Annotated in this window: 14 protein-coding genes and 1 pseudogene; 11 read left to right on the forward strand and 4 right to left on the reverse strand. The window is 60.3% G+C overall.

Annotation, left to right across the window (positions count from 1 at the left end; translation table 11 throughout):
- Positions 1-45: 45 nt before the first annotated feature.
- From CFB46_RS22595 to CFB46_RS22620, 7 genes and pseudogenes are all read left to right on the forward strand, one after another.
- Positions 46-717 carry an OmpA/MotB family protein gene (locus CFB46_RS22595; RefSeq protein WP_089501349.1) on the forward strand — a complete coding sequence of 224 codons (672 nt, stop codon included), beginning with the start codon at positions 46-48 and terminating at the stop codon, positions 715-717.
- A gap of 172 nt (positions 718-889) precedes the next feature.
- Positions 890-2,752, forward strand: coding sequence for a methyl-accepting chemotaxis protein (locus CFB46_RS22600; RefSeq protein WP_089501350.1), 1,863 nt, complete (start codon positions 890-892; stop codon positions 2,750-2,752).
- Positions 2,753-2,799: 47 nt separating this feature from the next.
- A complete protein-coding gene (locus tag CFB46_RS36565; protein ID WP_227789716.1) occupies positions 2,800-3,036 on the forward strand; it encodes a hypothetical protein in 237 nt (78 codons plus the stop codon).
- 110 nt (positions 3,037-3,146) lie between these two features.
- Positions 3,147-3,332 carry a hypothetical protein gene (locus tag CFB46_RS36570; RefSeq protein ID WP_227789715.1) on the forward strand — a complete coding sequence of 62 codons (186 nt, stop codon included), beginning with the start codon at positions 3,147-3,149 and terminating at the stop codon, positions 3,330-3,332.
- Positions 3,333-3,917: 585 nt separating this feature from the next.
- Positions 3,918-5,144, forward strand: a complete 1,227-nt coding sequence (locus CFB46_RS35430; protein WP_143751649.1) for a hypothetical protein — start codon at positions 3,918-3,920, stop codon at positions 5,142-5,144.
- 414 nt (positions 5,145-5,558) lie between these two features.
- Positions 5,559-6,820 (forward strand): annotated as a pseudogene (locus CFB46_RS22615) (IS256 family transposase).
- 206 nt (positions 6,821-7,026) lie between these two features.
- The gene (locus CFB46_RS22620; RefSeq protein WP_089502304.1) at positions 7,027-7,323 is read left to right on the forward strand and encodes a hypothetical protein; all 297 of its coding nucleotides are present in this window, start codon (positions 7,027-7,029) and stop codon (positions 7,321-7,323) included.
- A gap of 200 nt (positions 7,324-7,523) precedes the next feature.
- Here the strand turns inward: CFB46_RS22620 and CFB46_RS22625 are convergent, their stop codons facing one another.
- From CFB46_RS22625 to CFB46_RS22635, 3 genes are all read right to left on the reverse strand, one after another.
- Entirely contained in the window at positions 7,524-8,765 is a 1,242-nt protein-coding gene (locus tag CFB46_RS22625) for a metal-dependent hydrolase family protein (protein WP_089501352.1), read from the reverse strand.
- A gap of 12 nt (positions 8,766-8,777) precedes the next feature.
- Positions 8,778-10,094 (reverse strand): MFS transporter, encoded by a 1,317-nt coding sequence (locus CFB46_RS22630; RefSeq protein WP_089501353.1) that lies wholly within the window; start codon positions 10,092-10,094, stop codon positions 8,778-8,780.
- A gap of 133 nt (positions 10,095-10,227) precedes the next feature.
- Positions 10,228-11,139: a LysR substrate-binding domain-containing protein gene (locus CFB46_RS22635; RefSeq protein WP_089501354.1), complete on the reverse strand. Its 912-nt coding sequence runs from the start codon at positions 11,137-11,139 to the stop codon at positions 10,228-10,230.
- A gap of 190 nt (positions 11,140-11,329) precedes the next feature.
- Between CFB46_RS22635 and CFB46_RS22640 the strand changes: the two genes are divergently transcribed.
- The 4 genes from CFB46_RS22640 to CFB46_RS36030 all read left to right on the forward strand — a co-directional run bounded on the left by CFB46_RS22640 (position 11,330) and on the right by CFB46_RS36030 (position 13,443).
- A complete protein-coding gene (locus tag CFB46_RS22640) occupies positions 11,330-11,740 on the forward strand; it encodes a TIGR02594 family protein (protein ID WP_089501355.1) in 411 nt (136 codons plus the stop codon).
- Between the two features lie 144 nt (positions 11,741-11,884).
- Positions 11,885-12,517: a glutathione transferase gene (gene yfcF, locus CFB46_RS22645; protein ID WP_089501356.1), complete on the forward strand. Its 633-nt coding sequence runs from the start codon at positions 11,885-11,887 to the stop codon at positions 12,515-12,517.
- A 122-nt stretch (positions 12,518-12,639) separates the two neighbouring features.
- Positions 12,640-13,263 (forward strand): LysE family transporter, encoded by a 624-nt coding sequence (locus CFB46_RS22650; RefSeq protein WP_027782442.1) that lies wholly within the window; start codon positions 12,640-12,642, stop codon positions 13,261-13,263.
- A 24-nt stretch (positions 13,264-13,287) separates the two neighbouring features.
- Positions 13,288-13,443 carry a hypothetical protein gene (locus CFB46_RS36030; RefSeq protein WP_155257309.1) on the forward strand — a complete coding sequence of 52 codons (156 nt, stop codon included), beginning with the start codon at positions 13,288-13,290 and terminating at the stop codon, positions 13,441-13,443.
- A gap of 47 nt (positions 13,444-13,490) precedes the next feature.
- On the opposite strand, the gene CFB46_RS22655 is transcribed toward CFB46_RS36030, so the two are convergent.
- A complete protein-coding gene (locus tag CFB46_RS22655; protein ID WP_089501357.1) occupies positions 13,491-14,933 on the reverse strand; it encodes an efflux transporter outer membrane subunit in 1,443 nt (480 codons plus the stop codon).
- Positions 14,934-14,945 lie beyond the last annotated feature (12 nt).

Here is a 14,945-nt window from a genome sequence, read left to right on the forward strand (position 1 = left end):
ATCCGTCGTGCTTCTACTGTATGACGAACCCGGATTCCCGACAGCATGACTGCTCGAACTGACGGCGCATCCGCTGCCGATCGCGACGATGACGAACTCGAAGGCGCGCAGTCCGGACGCTGGCTGATTTCGTACGCGGATCTCATCACGACGCTGATGGTGCTGTTTCTCGCGCTGTATGTGCTTCAGCTCGCGAAATACAACGTGCTCGATGCGCGGTATCAGACGCTTGCGCGGCAGGCCGGGGGTGTTGCGACTAACGCTGGCGATGCCGCCAAGTCCGATCCTGCGCCGCCGTGGCTCGCGTTGCTCGATTCGTTGAAGTCGAATGGACGCATTTCGCTGGTGAAGGCGCCGCACGGCGTCGAGATCGGTATCGACGCGAAGATTCTGTTCAACGTCGGCGATGCGCGTTTGCTGCCCGATTCGTCGCCGGTGCTGAACCAGATTGCGCAGGCGCTGAGCGAGCATGCGATGGGCGACATCCTCGTCGAAGGTCACACGGATAACGTGCCGATCGCGAACGCGAAGTACGAATCGAACTGGGAGCTTTCGTCGGCGCGTGCGGGAAGTGTGGTGCGCTATCTGACCGAGCGCGGTGTCGCGCCGCATCGGCTGGCGGCGATCGGGCGGGCGGATACGCAGCCGCTTGTCGCGGGAGACGATGCGGCTTCAAGGGCGCGCAATCGGCGCGTCACGATCTTCGTTGCTTACTGATCAGCGCTTTGTATTTGCGTTGTTCCTCGTGCATATGGGCGGATGCATATGCCGGCTCTTTAACAACATAACGAATCTCGAATGATCGCTATCTGAAATCAGCGATGCGATTCTGCTCCCGCCTGCCGATAACCCAATCTGGCTCAGACCGAGCGGTTATCGAGGGTTCCCCATGCATTTCTGGCGCAAGCTTTCCATTCAGAACAAGCTGATTCTCAGCATGACGAGTTGCCTGCTCGTGTTCGTCGCGATTTCGAGCGGGCTCAGCGTCCGTCTGATCGGCAACGCGGTGCGGGAGCGCGTCGTCCGCGAAGAGTTGCCGACCGCCGTCAACGGCATTCGCGCCGACGTGCAGCGCCAGATGGCCGGCCCGATCGCCGCGTCGCGCATTCTCGCGCGCGATGCGTTCCTGCTGCAATGGGAAGCCGAGGGCGAGCCCGACGCCGGCACGCGCAACTGGATTCAGCTTGCCAAGAACGTGAAGGACGAGCAGAAGGCCGCGTCCGTGCAGTGGGTGTCGGTGAAGAGCGGCAACTACTACAACGAAGCCGGCCTGCAGCGAAAGGTGACCGACAAGGATCAGTGGCTGACCACCTTCCTGTCGTCGGGCAAGGCGTACGACGTGAACATGGATCGCGAGGTGATCGTCGGCGGCTACATGATGTTCATCAACAGCCGCGTGGAACTCGACGGCGTGCCGATCGGCGCGGCGAGCATGAGCCTGTCCGTCGATGCGCTCGCGAAGGGCATCTCGGCTTACCGGATCGGCGAGACCGGGTTTGCGTACCTCGTGCGTCCCGACGGCGCGATCATGATGCATCGCGATACGTCGCTGATCGACGGCAAGCATTTTCTGAAGGATGAGCCGGGGCTGCCGGGCGATGCGTCGTCGACGTTGCTTGCGGGCAAGCCGTATGCGTACCTCAGTTACGAGGGTGATGGTGGTGCGGGTTTCGTCGCGACGTCGTTTATTCCGGAGCTGAACGCGTATGTGGTCGTTCAGGTGCCGCAGGCCGAACTGCTCGGGCCGGTGACGCGTGCGATTCGGAGCGCGGCATTGGTCGCGGCGGTGGTGGGGCTTGGGGTCGCGTTGCTCGTGATCTGGCTGGTGGGGCGCGCCATTGCCGCGCCGATTCGTCGGGCAGCGACGCTGCTGTCGGAGATCGCGAGCGGTCAGGGTGATTTGACGCGCCGGATGACGGTAGAGAGCGAGGACGAGATCGGGCAGCTGTCGGATGCGTTCAATCGGTTCGTGTCGTCGTTATCGACGCTCGTTCATCGGATTCGTGCGGCTTCGGCTTCCATTGCGACTGGGTCCGCGCAGATTGCTTCGGGGAATGCGGATTTGAGCGAGCGCACCGAAGGGCAGTCGAGCAACCTCGAGCGGACGGCTTCGTCGATGGAAGAAATCACGGCCGTGGTGCGTAACAACACCGAGACGGCGACTACCGCGGCGAAGATGATCAATGGCGCGGCGGATACGGCGGCGCGGGGTGGGCAGGTTGTGGGAGAAGTCGTGACGACGATGGAGCAGATCAGCGACGCATCGCAGCGGATCTCCGAGATCATCGTGATGATCGACAGTATCTCGTTTCAGACGAATATTCTGGCGCTGAATGCTGCGGTGGAGGCGGCGCGGGCGGGAGAGCAGGGGCGGGGGTTTGCTGTTGTCGCTTCGGAAGTGCGGAATCTGGCGCAGCGTAGTGCGCAGGCGGCGAAGGAGATTAAATCGCTGATCGGGCATAGCGCGGGGACGGTTGGTGCCGGGTCGCGGCTCGTTAGCGAGGCGGGGAAGGTGATGAGTGATGTTGTTGCGCAGGTTCAAGGTGTTAGCGCGATGATGAGCGAGATCGCCGAGGCTAGCCTGGAGCAGAGTGCCGGGATCGATCAGATCGGGGATGCGGTGCAGTCGCTCGATCAGATGACGCAGCAGAATGCGGCTTTGGTCGAGGAAAGCGCGGCGGCGGCGGAGAGTTTGAAGCAGCAGGCGGCGGAATTGACCAAGCTGGTTTCGGCTTTTAAGGTGGATGGGTAAAGTCTGATTCGCGATTTATAATAGGGCGTTTCTGAGGGACGGCTGTCGTGGATTCACGGCAGCCGTTTTTGCATGGTTGCGCGGGATTGCATAACGCTTATAAAAACGAAACGCATTTCCAAGTGGAAGATCGAGGGGCCGTGGTGCTCGTCGCGGTGGCGGCGAAGGTGATTGCGTCGCCTACCAATTCTTATCTTGCCGATCGGAAGAAAGCCGTCGATACGATTACAGCGGCGCGGATGGAAGATCAGGCGGATCTGAACAAGAATACGCGGCTGGGGTGAATGCGCGGCTGGTTAAGCTTGTCGGGACGATCAGGGCGAAAGGGTGTTCAGCAAAAGCGGGGAGTGCCGTGGATACCCCGACATCGACAACGGGATGACACCCGGGCCGGATGGAGTCGAAAGACGGGAGGATTGACGACGGTTCCGCTTTTGAAGGCCTGGGTGGCGACACTGCGGAGTTTCGGTTTGCGGAATTGCCGGTGAAGAGAAGGGCGGCTGATGCGGTTGTGAAAGCATTGCTGCTGGGTGACAGCCAGGACGGGATGCCGGATGGGCCGAATACGTTGATGGTGTAGATCAAGCCGGGCGCACGGGCTTATATCCTGTGGAGGGACGCGACGTTGCCGACGATTGTCGCTTGCAGTGCGGAGCACTTGGCGGAGGAGCATCGGCCAGCCTGTTTCGCGCAGCGATTGCCCAAACAGAGGCGCTATTCACAGTTTGTGTCCGAAGCGCAAGCGATGGTCGATACGGTTGTTCAATAAGGTGTAGTCCACAGAGTTCTCGGGTTATACGGAAAATTCAATAAACTGTTGCCGTAAGTATGTTAGTTACGCGATTCTTTTCCTTGCGTGAATGTGAAGCCTCGATGACCGGATTCGTCAATTATCGTCGCTCGTGACTTGTGCTGTCGCGTCATTCGGGTATCAGTCTTGTTCAGATTTCGGTCATCTGCGTTCGGTGCGTGTTAATTGTTTCGCGAGAAATGATGTTCATCTCGTGATGCTCTCTGGTTAAATGAATGAGTTGTATTGATTGCGTATCTCTGCTTGCTATAATGGCGGATTGGTTGTAAAAATTAATGTTTATTGGTGGGGGTATTTGTATTTTGAGTCTGGTTATTGCGGCTTGTATGTTGGCTGATAATTAAAGGAATTTCGATGAAGAAGATGAAGAATATTAAGTCGGTTCTTTGTGTTGTGGCGGCGAGTTCGGAGTTTTCGGCTACAAATAAGTATTTAGCTGAAGAGTTCGGCGTTGGGAAAAAAATAAATATAGATGGATTGGGTGATTTCGCGATCGAGTTCATTGATTCTGAGACGTCTACAAAATGGCAGCTTGCGGGATTTTCGTATCAGGGGCAAGTGGAGTCGGCGGTGGCTTCTTCAAATTTAGTTCGAGCGCTAAAACCTTCCGTTACATTTATGATTGGAATGTGCATGGGGATGCCCTCTAGGAAATATCCGGCGGGCACGGTCATAGTACCTAATGAAGTTGTTAGTTTTGATCATACAAGGGTGACTGAAAAGGGAGTTCAGATTCGCCCCCATGGTAATAGGGTTGTCAATGGAATTTATAGGCTTGCGAGAATTTTGAGTGAAACGAGTGAGCTTGACTACAAGGTGGTTGTTGATAAAGGCTTGGCGAGTGCGAATTCTAAAAATGAAAATCCGACCAGTCAGCTCGTTAAGTTTATCGAAAAGACCTTTCCGGATGCTGCTGCATATGATATGGAAGGTTTCGGATTTTATTCGGCGCTCGATGGTGAGCAGTGTCTTTGGATTAAGGCGGTCGCTGATTCGGGAGAGCCGCAAGCTACAGACGCAAGGGCACAAGAGGTTAAGCACTCCGAGCAGAAGTCTGCTACTCGGAATGCGGTCGCATTCGCAATTCAAGTTGTGCGCGCCTATGTTGAAGTTCAAAACAACGGAGAAAAATCAGGGAAGGATGGTGATTTAAAACCTAAAAAGAAGGTATCTGAAAATAAAAAAATAAGCCTAGATAATTCTAATCAGTTTGTTTTTGAGGTTGGGGAGGAGGTTGTTACATATGATGAGAAAATGCGAAGTTTGACTATGGATGTCGTAAAAGTCAATGCGCATACTCATCGGATTGGTGTTCGGGCTGAGTACGAATGGATTCGGCATAACTACGGTGAATTCACCTTAATTCGTCAATCTCTGACAACTTTGGATCGCTTGAATGGGGCGGAATATGATTCGTCGAAAATTCATTTCGATTGTTTGCTGGTTAAGCTTGACGACGATGGTGGGAGGGAGAAGGAGATATATTTCGATATTAGCGATTTCTTCTTTGGTGGTGGGGCGTCTATGTTTGATAGGGATGGTTTTGTTGCAAAAAAACTGAATGATTTGTACAAGAAATAAAATTAATTATTTAATTTCCTGTTGACTTTGATGATTCCGTTTATCTTGATGTCAATTGCAATCTCCCAATGGTCATCATCACGTCCGACCACAGTGAGCTGGACTGGAGAGGGCGGTTCCACGGTTGGACCAGCATAAACAATGAGGGCCGCGTCGTGCGGCCCTCATTGCTACATTCGCGCGAACGCGACTGCGAAGCGGGTGTCGTTGCGTAACCGGACGAACTCGTAACATCCGTCTTGTGTTCAGAATACCCTATGCCTAACGGCCAATCCCCCTCATTTCATCATTTCTGAGATGCCAGCCCGACTACACTGGTCATGAAGCCTTGCTTCTCGCCATCGGAAGTTGACCGCAGTCCGGGCCTGTCAGGAATTTTGTGTTTAAGGCATAACATGCTCCCAAGGAGAGTGTATGCCTCGCAAACCGAAAGCCCAGCCGGCAGTTCTGCCGGCGATTCCGGCCGAGCTGCTTGAACAGTTCGGCAACGGTCCGATGACGGCTGAAGCCATCAATGCCGCGACGCTGGCGCTCAAGAAGGCGCTGATCGAGCGTGCGTTGGGCGGCGAGATGAACCATCATCTCGGCTACCCTGCCGGAGCTGCCAAGCCGGCCAACGTCACGAATCAGCGCAACGGCAAAGGGGCCAAGACGGTTCTGACCGAAGACGGGCCGATCCGCATCGAGGTGCCGCGTGACCGCGACGGCAGCTTCGAACCCATCCTGATTCCCAAGCACGAACGGCGCTTCACCGGCTTCGACGACAAGATCGTCGCCATGTATGCCCGAGGCATGACCGTACGCGAGATCCAGGGCTTTCTGCTGGAACAGTACGGTACCGAGGTCTCGCCCGACTTCATCAGCTCCGTGACCGACGAGGTCATGGCCGAAGTGACGGCCTGGCAGGCCCGACCGCTCGAGCCGATGTATCCGGTCGTGTTTTTCGACGCACTGCGGGTCAAGATTCGTGAAGACGCCGTCGTACGCAACAAGGCGGTGTACCTGGCGCTGGGCGTGCTGCCCGACGGCACCCGGGAGATCCTGGGCCTGTGGATCGAGAATACCGAGGGTGCCAAATTCTGGATGAAGGTGTTCAACGATCTGAAGACGCGCGGCGTTCACGACATCCTGATCGCGGTCACTGATGGTCTTAAGGGCATGCCCGAAGCGCTGGCGGTAGTGTTTCCGGCCACGACGCTGCAAACCTGCATCGTCCATCTAATCCGCAACAGCCTCGATTACGCCAGTTGGAAAGACCGCCGCGGATTGGCCGCCGCGATCAAACCGATCTACGCCGCTCCCAGCGCGGAAGCCGCTCAGGCCGAACTCGATGCGTTTGCGGATGGTCCGTGGGGTCAGAAATTCCCGACCGTCAGTAGCGCGTGGCGCAACGCCTGGGATCGCGTGATCCCGTTCTTTGCGTTTCCGCCGGGTGTGCGCAAGATCATCTACACGACATCTACACGACAAACGCGATTGAAAATATCAACTCGCAACTGCGCAAGATCATCAAGACCCGTGGTCACTTCCCGACCGACGAGGCCGCCACCAAACTCATCTGGCTGGCCTTGCGCAACATCACCGCGAATTGGGGAAGCGCTGCTCATGACTGGAAGACGGCCATGAACCAATTCGCTATCCTTTACGCAGATCGATTCGTTCGGCCTTCCGTGTAATTACTCCACCCGCCTTGAACACGGAAATCCTGACACCCCCCGCAGTCCCCTCCGCCCGATGGTCGAAAGAAAGCCGTCTTGCCCAACAAGACCCAGCGAAGAGGGGAGAAAGAAGGGGAAACCCGAGGCAACAAAAAAGCGCGGGCCGCATGGGCGGCAACCCATACGACCCGCTGACCACCACCAACTCAGATGAGGAGTCGGAAATGGCTGACACCAATACTAAGCCACGTCGCAGAAAGAACAAACCCGTCAACATGCAGAAGACGTTTGAGCTGGTCCTGCGCAACTACCCGGACCTTCCCAAGCGAGGCTGGCCGTACCTGCCGTGGATGAAGGCGATCGATATCAATTTCAAGATCTTCGGATTCAAGCCGGGCGACCGTGTGTACCTCAATGTCTGCGACGCCAAACGGACGATCACGATCACGCCTGACTACGGCCAGTTGGCGCTGCGAGAGCAGCCGTACCACGATCCTGACGGTGGACCGTCGCCGCTATAACACCTGCAAGGGCCGCTTGATGCGGCTCTAGCGAGTGGAATGCAGGCGTTGTCCGAACACGACCGACTAGCCGGGGCGACACCGCCCCGGCCATTGCTGCAAACGCCGCGACTCGCACCCAAAGCGACTTTCAACAACTGTCACGACCGCAAGGCCCGTGAGGCCGCACCGCGCGTGCAGAAATAGCCGGATGGCGTCAATCAACGCCCGCCAGCACGCCGCTTCACAATCGCTCCCCGCTGCAACACATACTCGACCTTCGCCCCTTCATCGGCCACGACCCCGATATCCTCGAGCGGATTGCCATCCAGCACGACGAGATCGGCGATCGCCCCCACGGCAACCACCCCAAGCTGCCCCGTCATATTGACGATCTCCGCTGCCACCGTCGTTGCCGCTCTGAGCGCTTCCAGATTCCCGAGCACCTCAGCCCGAATCCGAAACTCACCGGACTGAAACGCGTGCATTTCCCCGAGCAGATCCGAACCGAACCCCATCCTTACGCCGGCTCTCGCATAGATCTCCAGCGACTCGCGTCCTTTCTGCTGCACGGAAGCCACCTTCGCGATGGAGTCCGCCGGCATCCCGAATTCCGCGCCATGTTTGGCCAGCGCGTCATACGTCACGAGCGTTGGCACCACGAACGCCCCTCGCTCGTGCATGAGTGTCGCGGCCGCTTCATCCACGAGATTCCCGTGCTCGATCGTCCGCACGCCGCATCGCACGGCCCGCGCAATTGCCCGTCCCGTATACGCATGCGCCATCACATAAGTATTCGCGGCCTCGGCCTCGTCGACGATCGCCCGAATCTCGTCCTCCGAATACTGCGTGTTCGCAATCGGATCGGTCGGCGAAGCCACGCCGCCTGAAGCCATGATCTTGATCTGCGTCGCGCCTTTCTGAATTTCTTCACGCACCGCGAGCCGCACGCCTTCAACCCCGTCAACCACCCGAGCAATCGCCCCCGTTCGAAAGCAGCACGAACAAGGCTCCAGCAAATCCCCCCGAGGCCGAAAATCCCCATGCCCGCCGGTCTGCGACAGCGCTTTCCCCGACGGGAAAATCCGCGGCCCCGAAACCAGCCCCGTCTCGACCGCCTGCATCAGACTCCAATCCGCGCCCCCGGCATCCCGCACGCTGGTAAACCCGCGCGACAACATCGCATCGAGAATCGGCAGCGACCGAATCGCCGCGAGAATATTCGGCTGCGTCGCATTCGCGCCAAGGTTCGCATTCGACGCCAGCACATGCACATGGCAATCGATGAACCCGGGCATCACGGTCTTGCCGCGCACGTCGATCACCTGCGCATTCGGCAAATCCACCGGCCGATCGGTGACTTCGACGATCCGCTCGCCTTCGATCACGACATGATGATGTTCGAGCAACATGCCTCGTTCAAGGTCGAGCACGTTGCCGCCTTGAAGCACGGTAATGGTCATGGGGAAAAATCCTTATCGAGTCGTGGAGGCCGCACGCTTCGCATCCTTCACGAAGCGCGTGCCGACGAAGCTGACGGCCGCCGCGAGCATCACGTAGAACGCCGGCGCCATGTTGCTGCCGGTGCGGGCGATGAGCCACGTGATCAGGAACGGCGCGAACCCGCCGAAGATCGTCACCGCGAAGTTGTACGCAACGGATAACCCGGTCGACAGCACCTTGGTCGGAAACAGCTCCGCGAACGCCGCGAGGATCGGCCCCGTATAGGTCGCGATCAGCACGCCGAACACGGCCTGGAACACGATCATCGACGCGAACCCGGGCGCATGGTTGACCCACGAGAACATCGGCCACGCCAGCACGAGGATCGCGAGCGCCGAGCCGGACAGGAACACGCGCCGTCCCCACACATCGGCGAGTCGCCCGACGATCGGCGAGCAGCACATGATCATCAGCCCGCCGACCATGCCGGCCGCGAAGCCGGTCGATTGCGGCAGATGCAGCGTGCGCACGGAATAGGTCGGCATGTAGAACAGCAACACGTAGGTGCAGACGGTCCACAGGATGACCATCGAGAAACTCGCGAACGTCTCGCGCGGATACGTGTGCAGCACTTCCTTCAGCGGCGAGCTTTCCTTCGCCTGCGATTCGACGGCGCTGAACGCAGGCGTCTCGTCGATATGGCTGCGAATGTAGTAACCGACCGGCCCGACGATGATCCCGAGCAGGAACGGCAGCCGCCAGCCCCAGCTATGCAGCGCCTGCGTGTCGAGCGACGTCGTGACGAACGTACCCGTCGCCGCACCCAGCAGCACCGCGAAGCCGATGCTCGACTGGATCCAGCTCGAGTAATACGCGCGCTTCTCCGGCGGCGCGTATTCGGTGAGGAACGCGGTGGCGCCGCCCATCTCGCCGCCGGCCGAGAAGCCTTGCAGCAGCCGCGCGACGACGATCAACAGCGGCGCGGCGATGCCGGCCTGTTCGTAGGTCGGCGCGATCCCGATCAGCGCGGTGCCGGCCGCCATCAGCAGGATCGTGAGCGACAGCGCGGCTTTGCGACCGACCTTGTCGGCATAGACGCCGAGCACGATGCCGCCCACCGGCCGCATGAAGAAGCCCACGCCGAACGTCGCGACGGTGAGCAGCACGGACGTCAGTTCGTTGCCGGTCGGGAAGAACAGCTTCGCGATGATCACCGCGAAAAAACTGTAGACGGTGAAGTCGAACCATTCGAGGCCGTTGCCGATCACGGTCGCGACGATGGCGCGGCGGCGCTGTTGCACTGCCGCATCGACGGAAGGCGCGGCGCGCGGGGAAAGCGTTCCTTGCATGGTCTCTTCCTTTTGTCAGAAGACGGGACGGCTGCCCCGCGTGAATCCCATGCTAAGGAGCGCTGCATTTTTTTCTGAAACGAAAGATTCGCATGCAGGCATGCGCTGCGCGCATGCGTCGCGCTCGGGGCATTCAGGATTCGGTCTGTTGCTCCGCCTGTTCGAACAGCCAGCGGGTGAACAGGCGGGCGGCCTGGTTCTGCGCGCGGTCGTTCGGCGAGATCACGTAATAGCCGCCGCCGTGGCTCGCCGACGCTTCCGTCACGCGCACGAGCAGGCCGGCTTCGATGCATGCGTCGATCATGTAACGCCAGCCGAGCGACACGCCTTGACCGAGAATCGTCATCTGCACGATCTGCGGATAGGAATTGATCGTGATGTCCTGCGGTTGTGCCTTCTGCCGGTCGACGTCGTTCATGTCGAACCATTCGGACCACGACATCCATTGGCGCTGGCCGTCCTCGAGGCGCAGCAGCGTTTCGTTCGCGAGATCGGCCGCGTCGAGCGTGCGGCCGGCCAGATAGCCGGGCGCGCAGACGGGGAACACTTCTTCGTCGAACAGGCGGCGTGCGGTGTATTCGGCCGGCGCCTGCTGGCGCACGTAGTAGACGCCGACGTCGAATTCCGCGGGCGACATCGATGCAAGGCTGTCGCGCACGATCAGGCGCAGCTTGATGTTGGGATACGTGGCGCGAAAGTCCGGTAGCCGTGGCGTGAGCCACAGCAGCGCGACACCGGACGAGCACGCGATCGTCAGTTCGAGATCGCCGTACGGTTTCATCACGTCGTGCGTGGCTTGCGCGCATTGCGTGAGCAGATGGTGGACTTGTGCCGCGTACTGCTCGCCGGCGATCGTCAGCCGCAGCGAACGGTGTTCGCGAACGAACAGCGAGCGGCCGAGGAATTCCTCGAGCTGCTGGATCTGGCGGCTGATCGCGCTTTGGGTCAGGTGCAGTTCGGCGGCGGCTTTCGTGAAACTCGCGTGCCGCACGGCGGCTTCGAACGCGATGAGGCACTGAAGAGGCGGCAGGGGCGTGATGCGCATGGCGGGGAGGGAGTCGAGGGCGCTGCCTCCATGATACGGGCGCACCCGACGAAAATCGCAGCCTGTGAAGGGCGCTGTGGATTCGCCCTATTCGTGCGAAGATTGAGCGAAACAACACCGACACGTGCCCGAGAACGACGTGACCCTATCAAATTCCGAGAGCAAACTGAAAGCTGCCCACCCACCCTGGATGCCCGTCGCGCTGGCCGAACTCGGCATCCGCCGCCATCCGCCGGGCAGCATCAACCCGCGCATCGTCGAATACAACAACCAGACGAACCTGGTTGGCTACGACGACAAAATTTCCTGGTGCTCATCGTTCGTAAACTGGTGCATGGCGCATGCCGGATTTCGCGGCACCGGTTCCGCGCTGGCGCGCTCGTGGCTCGAATGGGGCAAACCGCTGGAGCGCCCGGTCTACGGTTGCATTGCGATCCTGACGCGTGACGACCCGACGAGCTGGAAAGGGCACGTCGGTTTCTACCTGAGTCACGACGACGAACACGTGCACCTGTTCGGCGGCAATCAATTGGAAGAAGTGCGCGAACTTGCGTACCCGTTGAACGAAGTAATCGGCTACCGCTGGCCGGCCACCGAATGACCACGCGGCAGCGGCGCACACGAAACATCGAACAACACCTGTGCCGCCGCTGCTAATCTGTCGAACACGCCGCATTGATCCACCCGGAGCCTGTCGACGCGCGAACCCGCGGTCGCTGACTTCCGTACCCACAAGGAGCCAGCAGTGCAAACCGGTAATCTCCGTCTCTACGTCGATGCGCAATACACGAGCCCTTACGCGATGTCGGTCTTCGTCGCGCTCGAGGAAAAATCGCTACCGTACGAACTGGTGACCGTCGATCTCGGCAACCGCGCCCATTTCGCGCCGGACTATGCGGCGACGTCGCTGACGCAACGCGTCCCGACGCTCGTGCACGACGATTTCGCGCTGTCGGAATCGTCGGCGATTACCGAGTATCTCGACGAGACATTTCCGGGCACGCGAATCTATCCGGCCGAGCCGCGTCAGCGTGCGCGGGCGCGTCAGGTGCAGGCGTGGCTGCGCAGCGACCTGATGCCGATTCGCACGGAGCGGTCGACCGAAGTGTTGTTCTACGGGCCGTCGAGCGAGCCGCTGTCGAGTCTCGCGCAGGCCGCCGCGCAGAAGCTGTTCGCGGCTGCCGACAAGCTGCTCGCGCCGGGCGCGGCGAACCTGTTCGGCGAGTGGAGCATTGCCGACGTCGATCTGGCGGTGATGCTGAACCGTCTGGTGCTGAATGGGGATCCGGTGCCGCAGCGCCTCGCCGACTATGCGCGTGCGCAGTGGGAGCGGGCGTCGGTGCAGCGCTGGGTGAAGCTGAAGCGGCCGCCGCAGTAATCGGGTCTGGTTGGGGCGTGTCGGCGATTCGATAGAGTGCGCCGCACGCCGGCACATACTGGAAATCGGCATGCTAGAGTAGGCCGGCCTCCCTCTTTCACCTCGAAATCACCCGAACCGCCATGAGCTATCTTCCCCAACTCGCCGCAGTCGGCGGCGTGATGTTGCTGGCGTGCGTCAGCCCCGGCCCCGACCTGATCGCCGTTTCATCCCATGCGCTCGGCAGTCGCCGCGCGGGCCTGCTGGCCGCGTTGGGCATTGCATCGTCGCATGCGGTCTGGGCGGCGATGGCGATTTTCGGGCTCGGGCTGATCGTCGCGAAGCTGGCATGGCTATATGAGGCGATCCGCATTGCCGGTGCCGCGTATCTGATTTACCTCGGTATCAAGACGCTCTCAGGCTTGCGACAGTCCGCGCAGCAAGCGGAATCCCCGAGCCAGTCGGCCGTCCGCGGCGGCGTGTACGCGTATCGGAAAGGGCTGCTCGTCGGATTGACCAATCCGAAGGGCGCGGCATTCTTCGGCAGTCTGTTCGTCACGCTGTTGCCCGCACACGCGCCGGCATGGGTGCATGGCGCGACGCTGGCCGTGGTCGTCGCTGTCTCACTGACGTGGTTCTGCACGGTCGCCGTGCTGTTCTCGACGAACCGTGTGCAGACGGGTTACGCGAAGCTGCGCAAGCCGATCGACGCGGTGATGGGGACGATCCTTTTAGGGCTCGGCGCGAAGCTGGCGCTGGACCGGTAACGCAGCGATGAATCGATCCTCATCGTGCTCCTGCTGGCGGCAGGCGTGTTCGTTGCGACCCGATTCTGGCGCATGCTCATCACGCGGATCATCACCGTTATCGTGGGGCTGGCTATTGCGGTGATCGTGGATTACTCGATTGCGTTGATGACGGTCCAGTGTCTCGGATCGTGCGGCTGAATAGCGGGGCCGGCAAGTATCGAGGCCGGCGCTGCATCGCGACTCTCCTAGTTTTTCGCCACAGCCTGAGTTTCCGGCTGCGTCCCACCCGCCCCATCATTCCTGCTCCACCCACCCCCCAGCGACCGATACAACGCAACCGCCGCCAGCGCATGTTCGCGCTTGACCTGATTGAGCGAATCCGAATCGCGCAAATAAACCTCCTGCGCCGAAAGCACGTCGAGAAAATCCGTCGCGCCGCCCTTATAGAGCTGATTCGCCAACCCAAGCGCCTTATCGGAAGCCGCCAATGCACTACCCAGCCTCCGCGCCGCCTCGTCGGAACTGACGAGATTCGCCCGCGCATCCTCGACTTCCCTCAACGCTTGCAGCATCGTCTGCCGTAGCCCGAGTTCCGACTCGCGCATCCGGCTTTCGCTCTGCGAGATATCGGCGGTAATCCGCCCCGCGTTGAAGATCGGGCTCGTCGCGCTCAGCGCCGCGCTGAACAGATTGTCGGTCAACGTCGGCAACCCGAGATAGGATGCCGCCAGAATCCCGTCCGTCAGGTTCAACGAAAACTTCGGATAGCGCTCGGCCTTCGCCACGCCGACTTGCGCTGCACGCCGCTCGACCTGAGCGTAGGCCGTCAGCACATCCGGCCGCCGCAACAACGCCTGCGACGGCAACGTCCCCGGCGCACCAACCGGCGGCGCCGGAATCTCCCCGGCCTGCGCCAACACGAGCCGATCGACCGATTCCGGCGTCCGCCCCGAATACACGGCGATCAGATTGAGCTGATGCGATATCTGCGCCTGCGTCGGCGGAATCCGCGCTTCGAGCGCATCGAGCTGGTTCTGCGCGCGGGTCACGTCGAGTTCGGTCGACAGCCCGAATGCTTGCCGCTTGCGCGTGAGTTCGAGCGCATGCTGCCGGATCCTCGCGTTGTCCTGCAGGATCTTCAATTCCTGCTGCGCCCAGCGCAGATCGACATACGCGGATGCCGCATCGGCAGCAAGCGCGAGCCGCATCGCATCTTCCGCATGCTTCTGCCCGACCAGCTCGGCCTTTGCGGCCAGCAGATCGAGTCGCTCGCCGCCGAACACGTCGGGCGACCAGCTCAGCGCGAGCCCCGCACCCGCCTGCCGCACATAGCCGAGCGGCGGCGGCGTGTTCTGCCGTGCGTCGGCCGCATGGGCGGTCGCGTCGAGTTCGGGCAGCAGCACCGCGCGTTTCTGTACGGTCAGCGCCTGCGCCTGCTTCACTCGCTCGGCGGCGGCTTGCAGATCGAGGTTGCCGTCGAGCACGGTCGCGATCAGCCGGTCCAGCACCGGGTCGTGGAATTGCGCCCACCATGCGGCGGCGTCGATGTCCGCACGCGGCACGTCCGCATCCCATGCGGTGGGCGCAAGCGTCCGAACGGATTCGTTCAATGCCGGATGCTGCGCAGGCTGCACCGCACACCCTGCGGCGAACACGCTGACGGCCAGCGCGACGAGTAGCTTCTTCATGATGATCCCTTG

It is taken from the genome of Burkholderia sp. HI2761, from assembly GCF_002223355.1.
GTDB lineage: Bacteria > Pseudomonadota > Gammaproteobacteria > Burkholderiales > Burkholderiaceae > Burkholderia.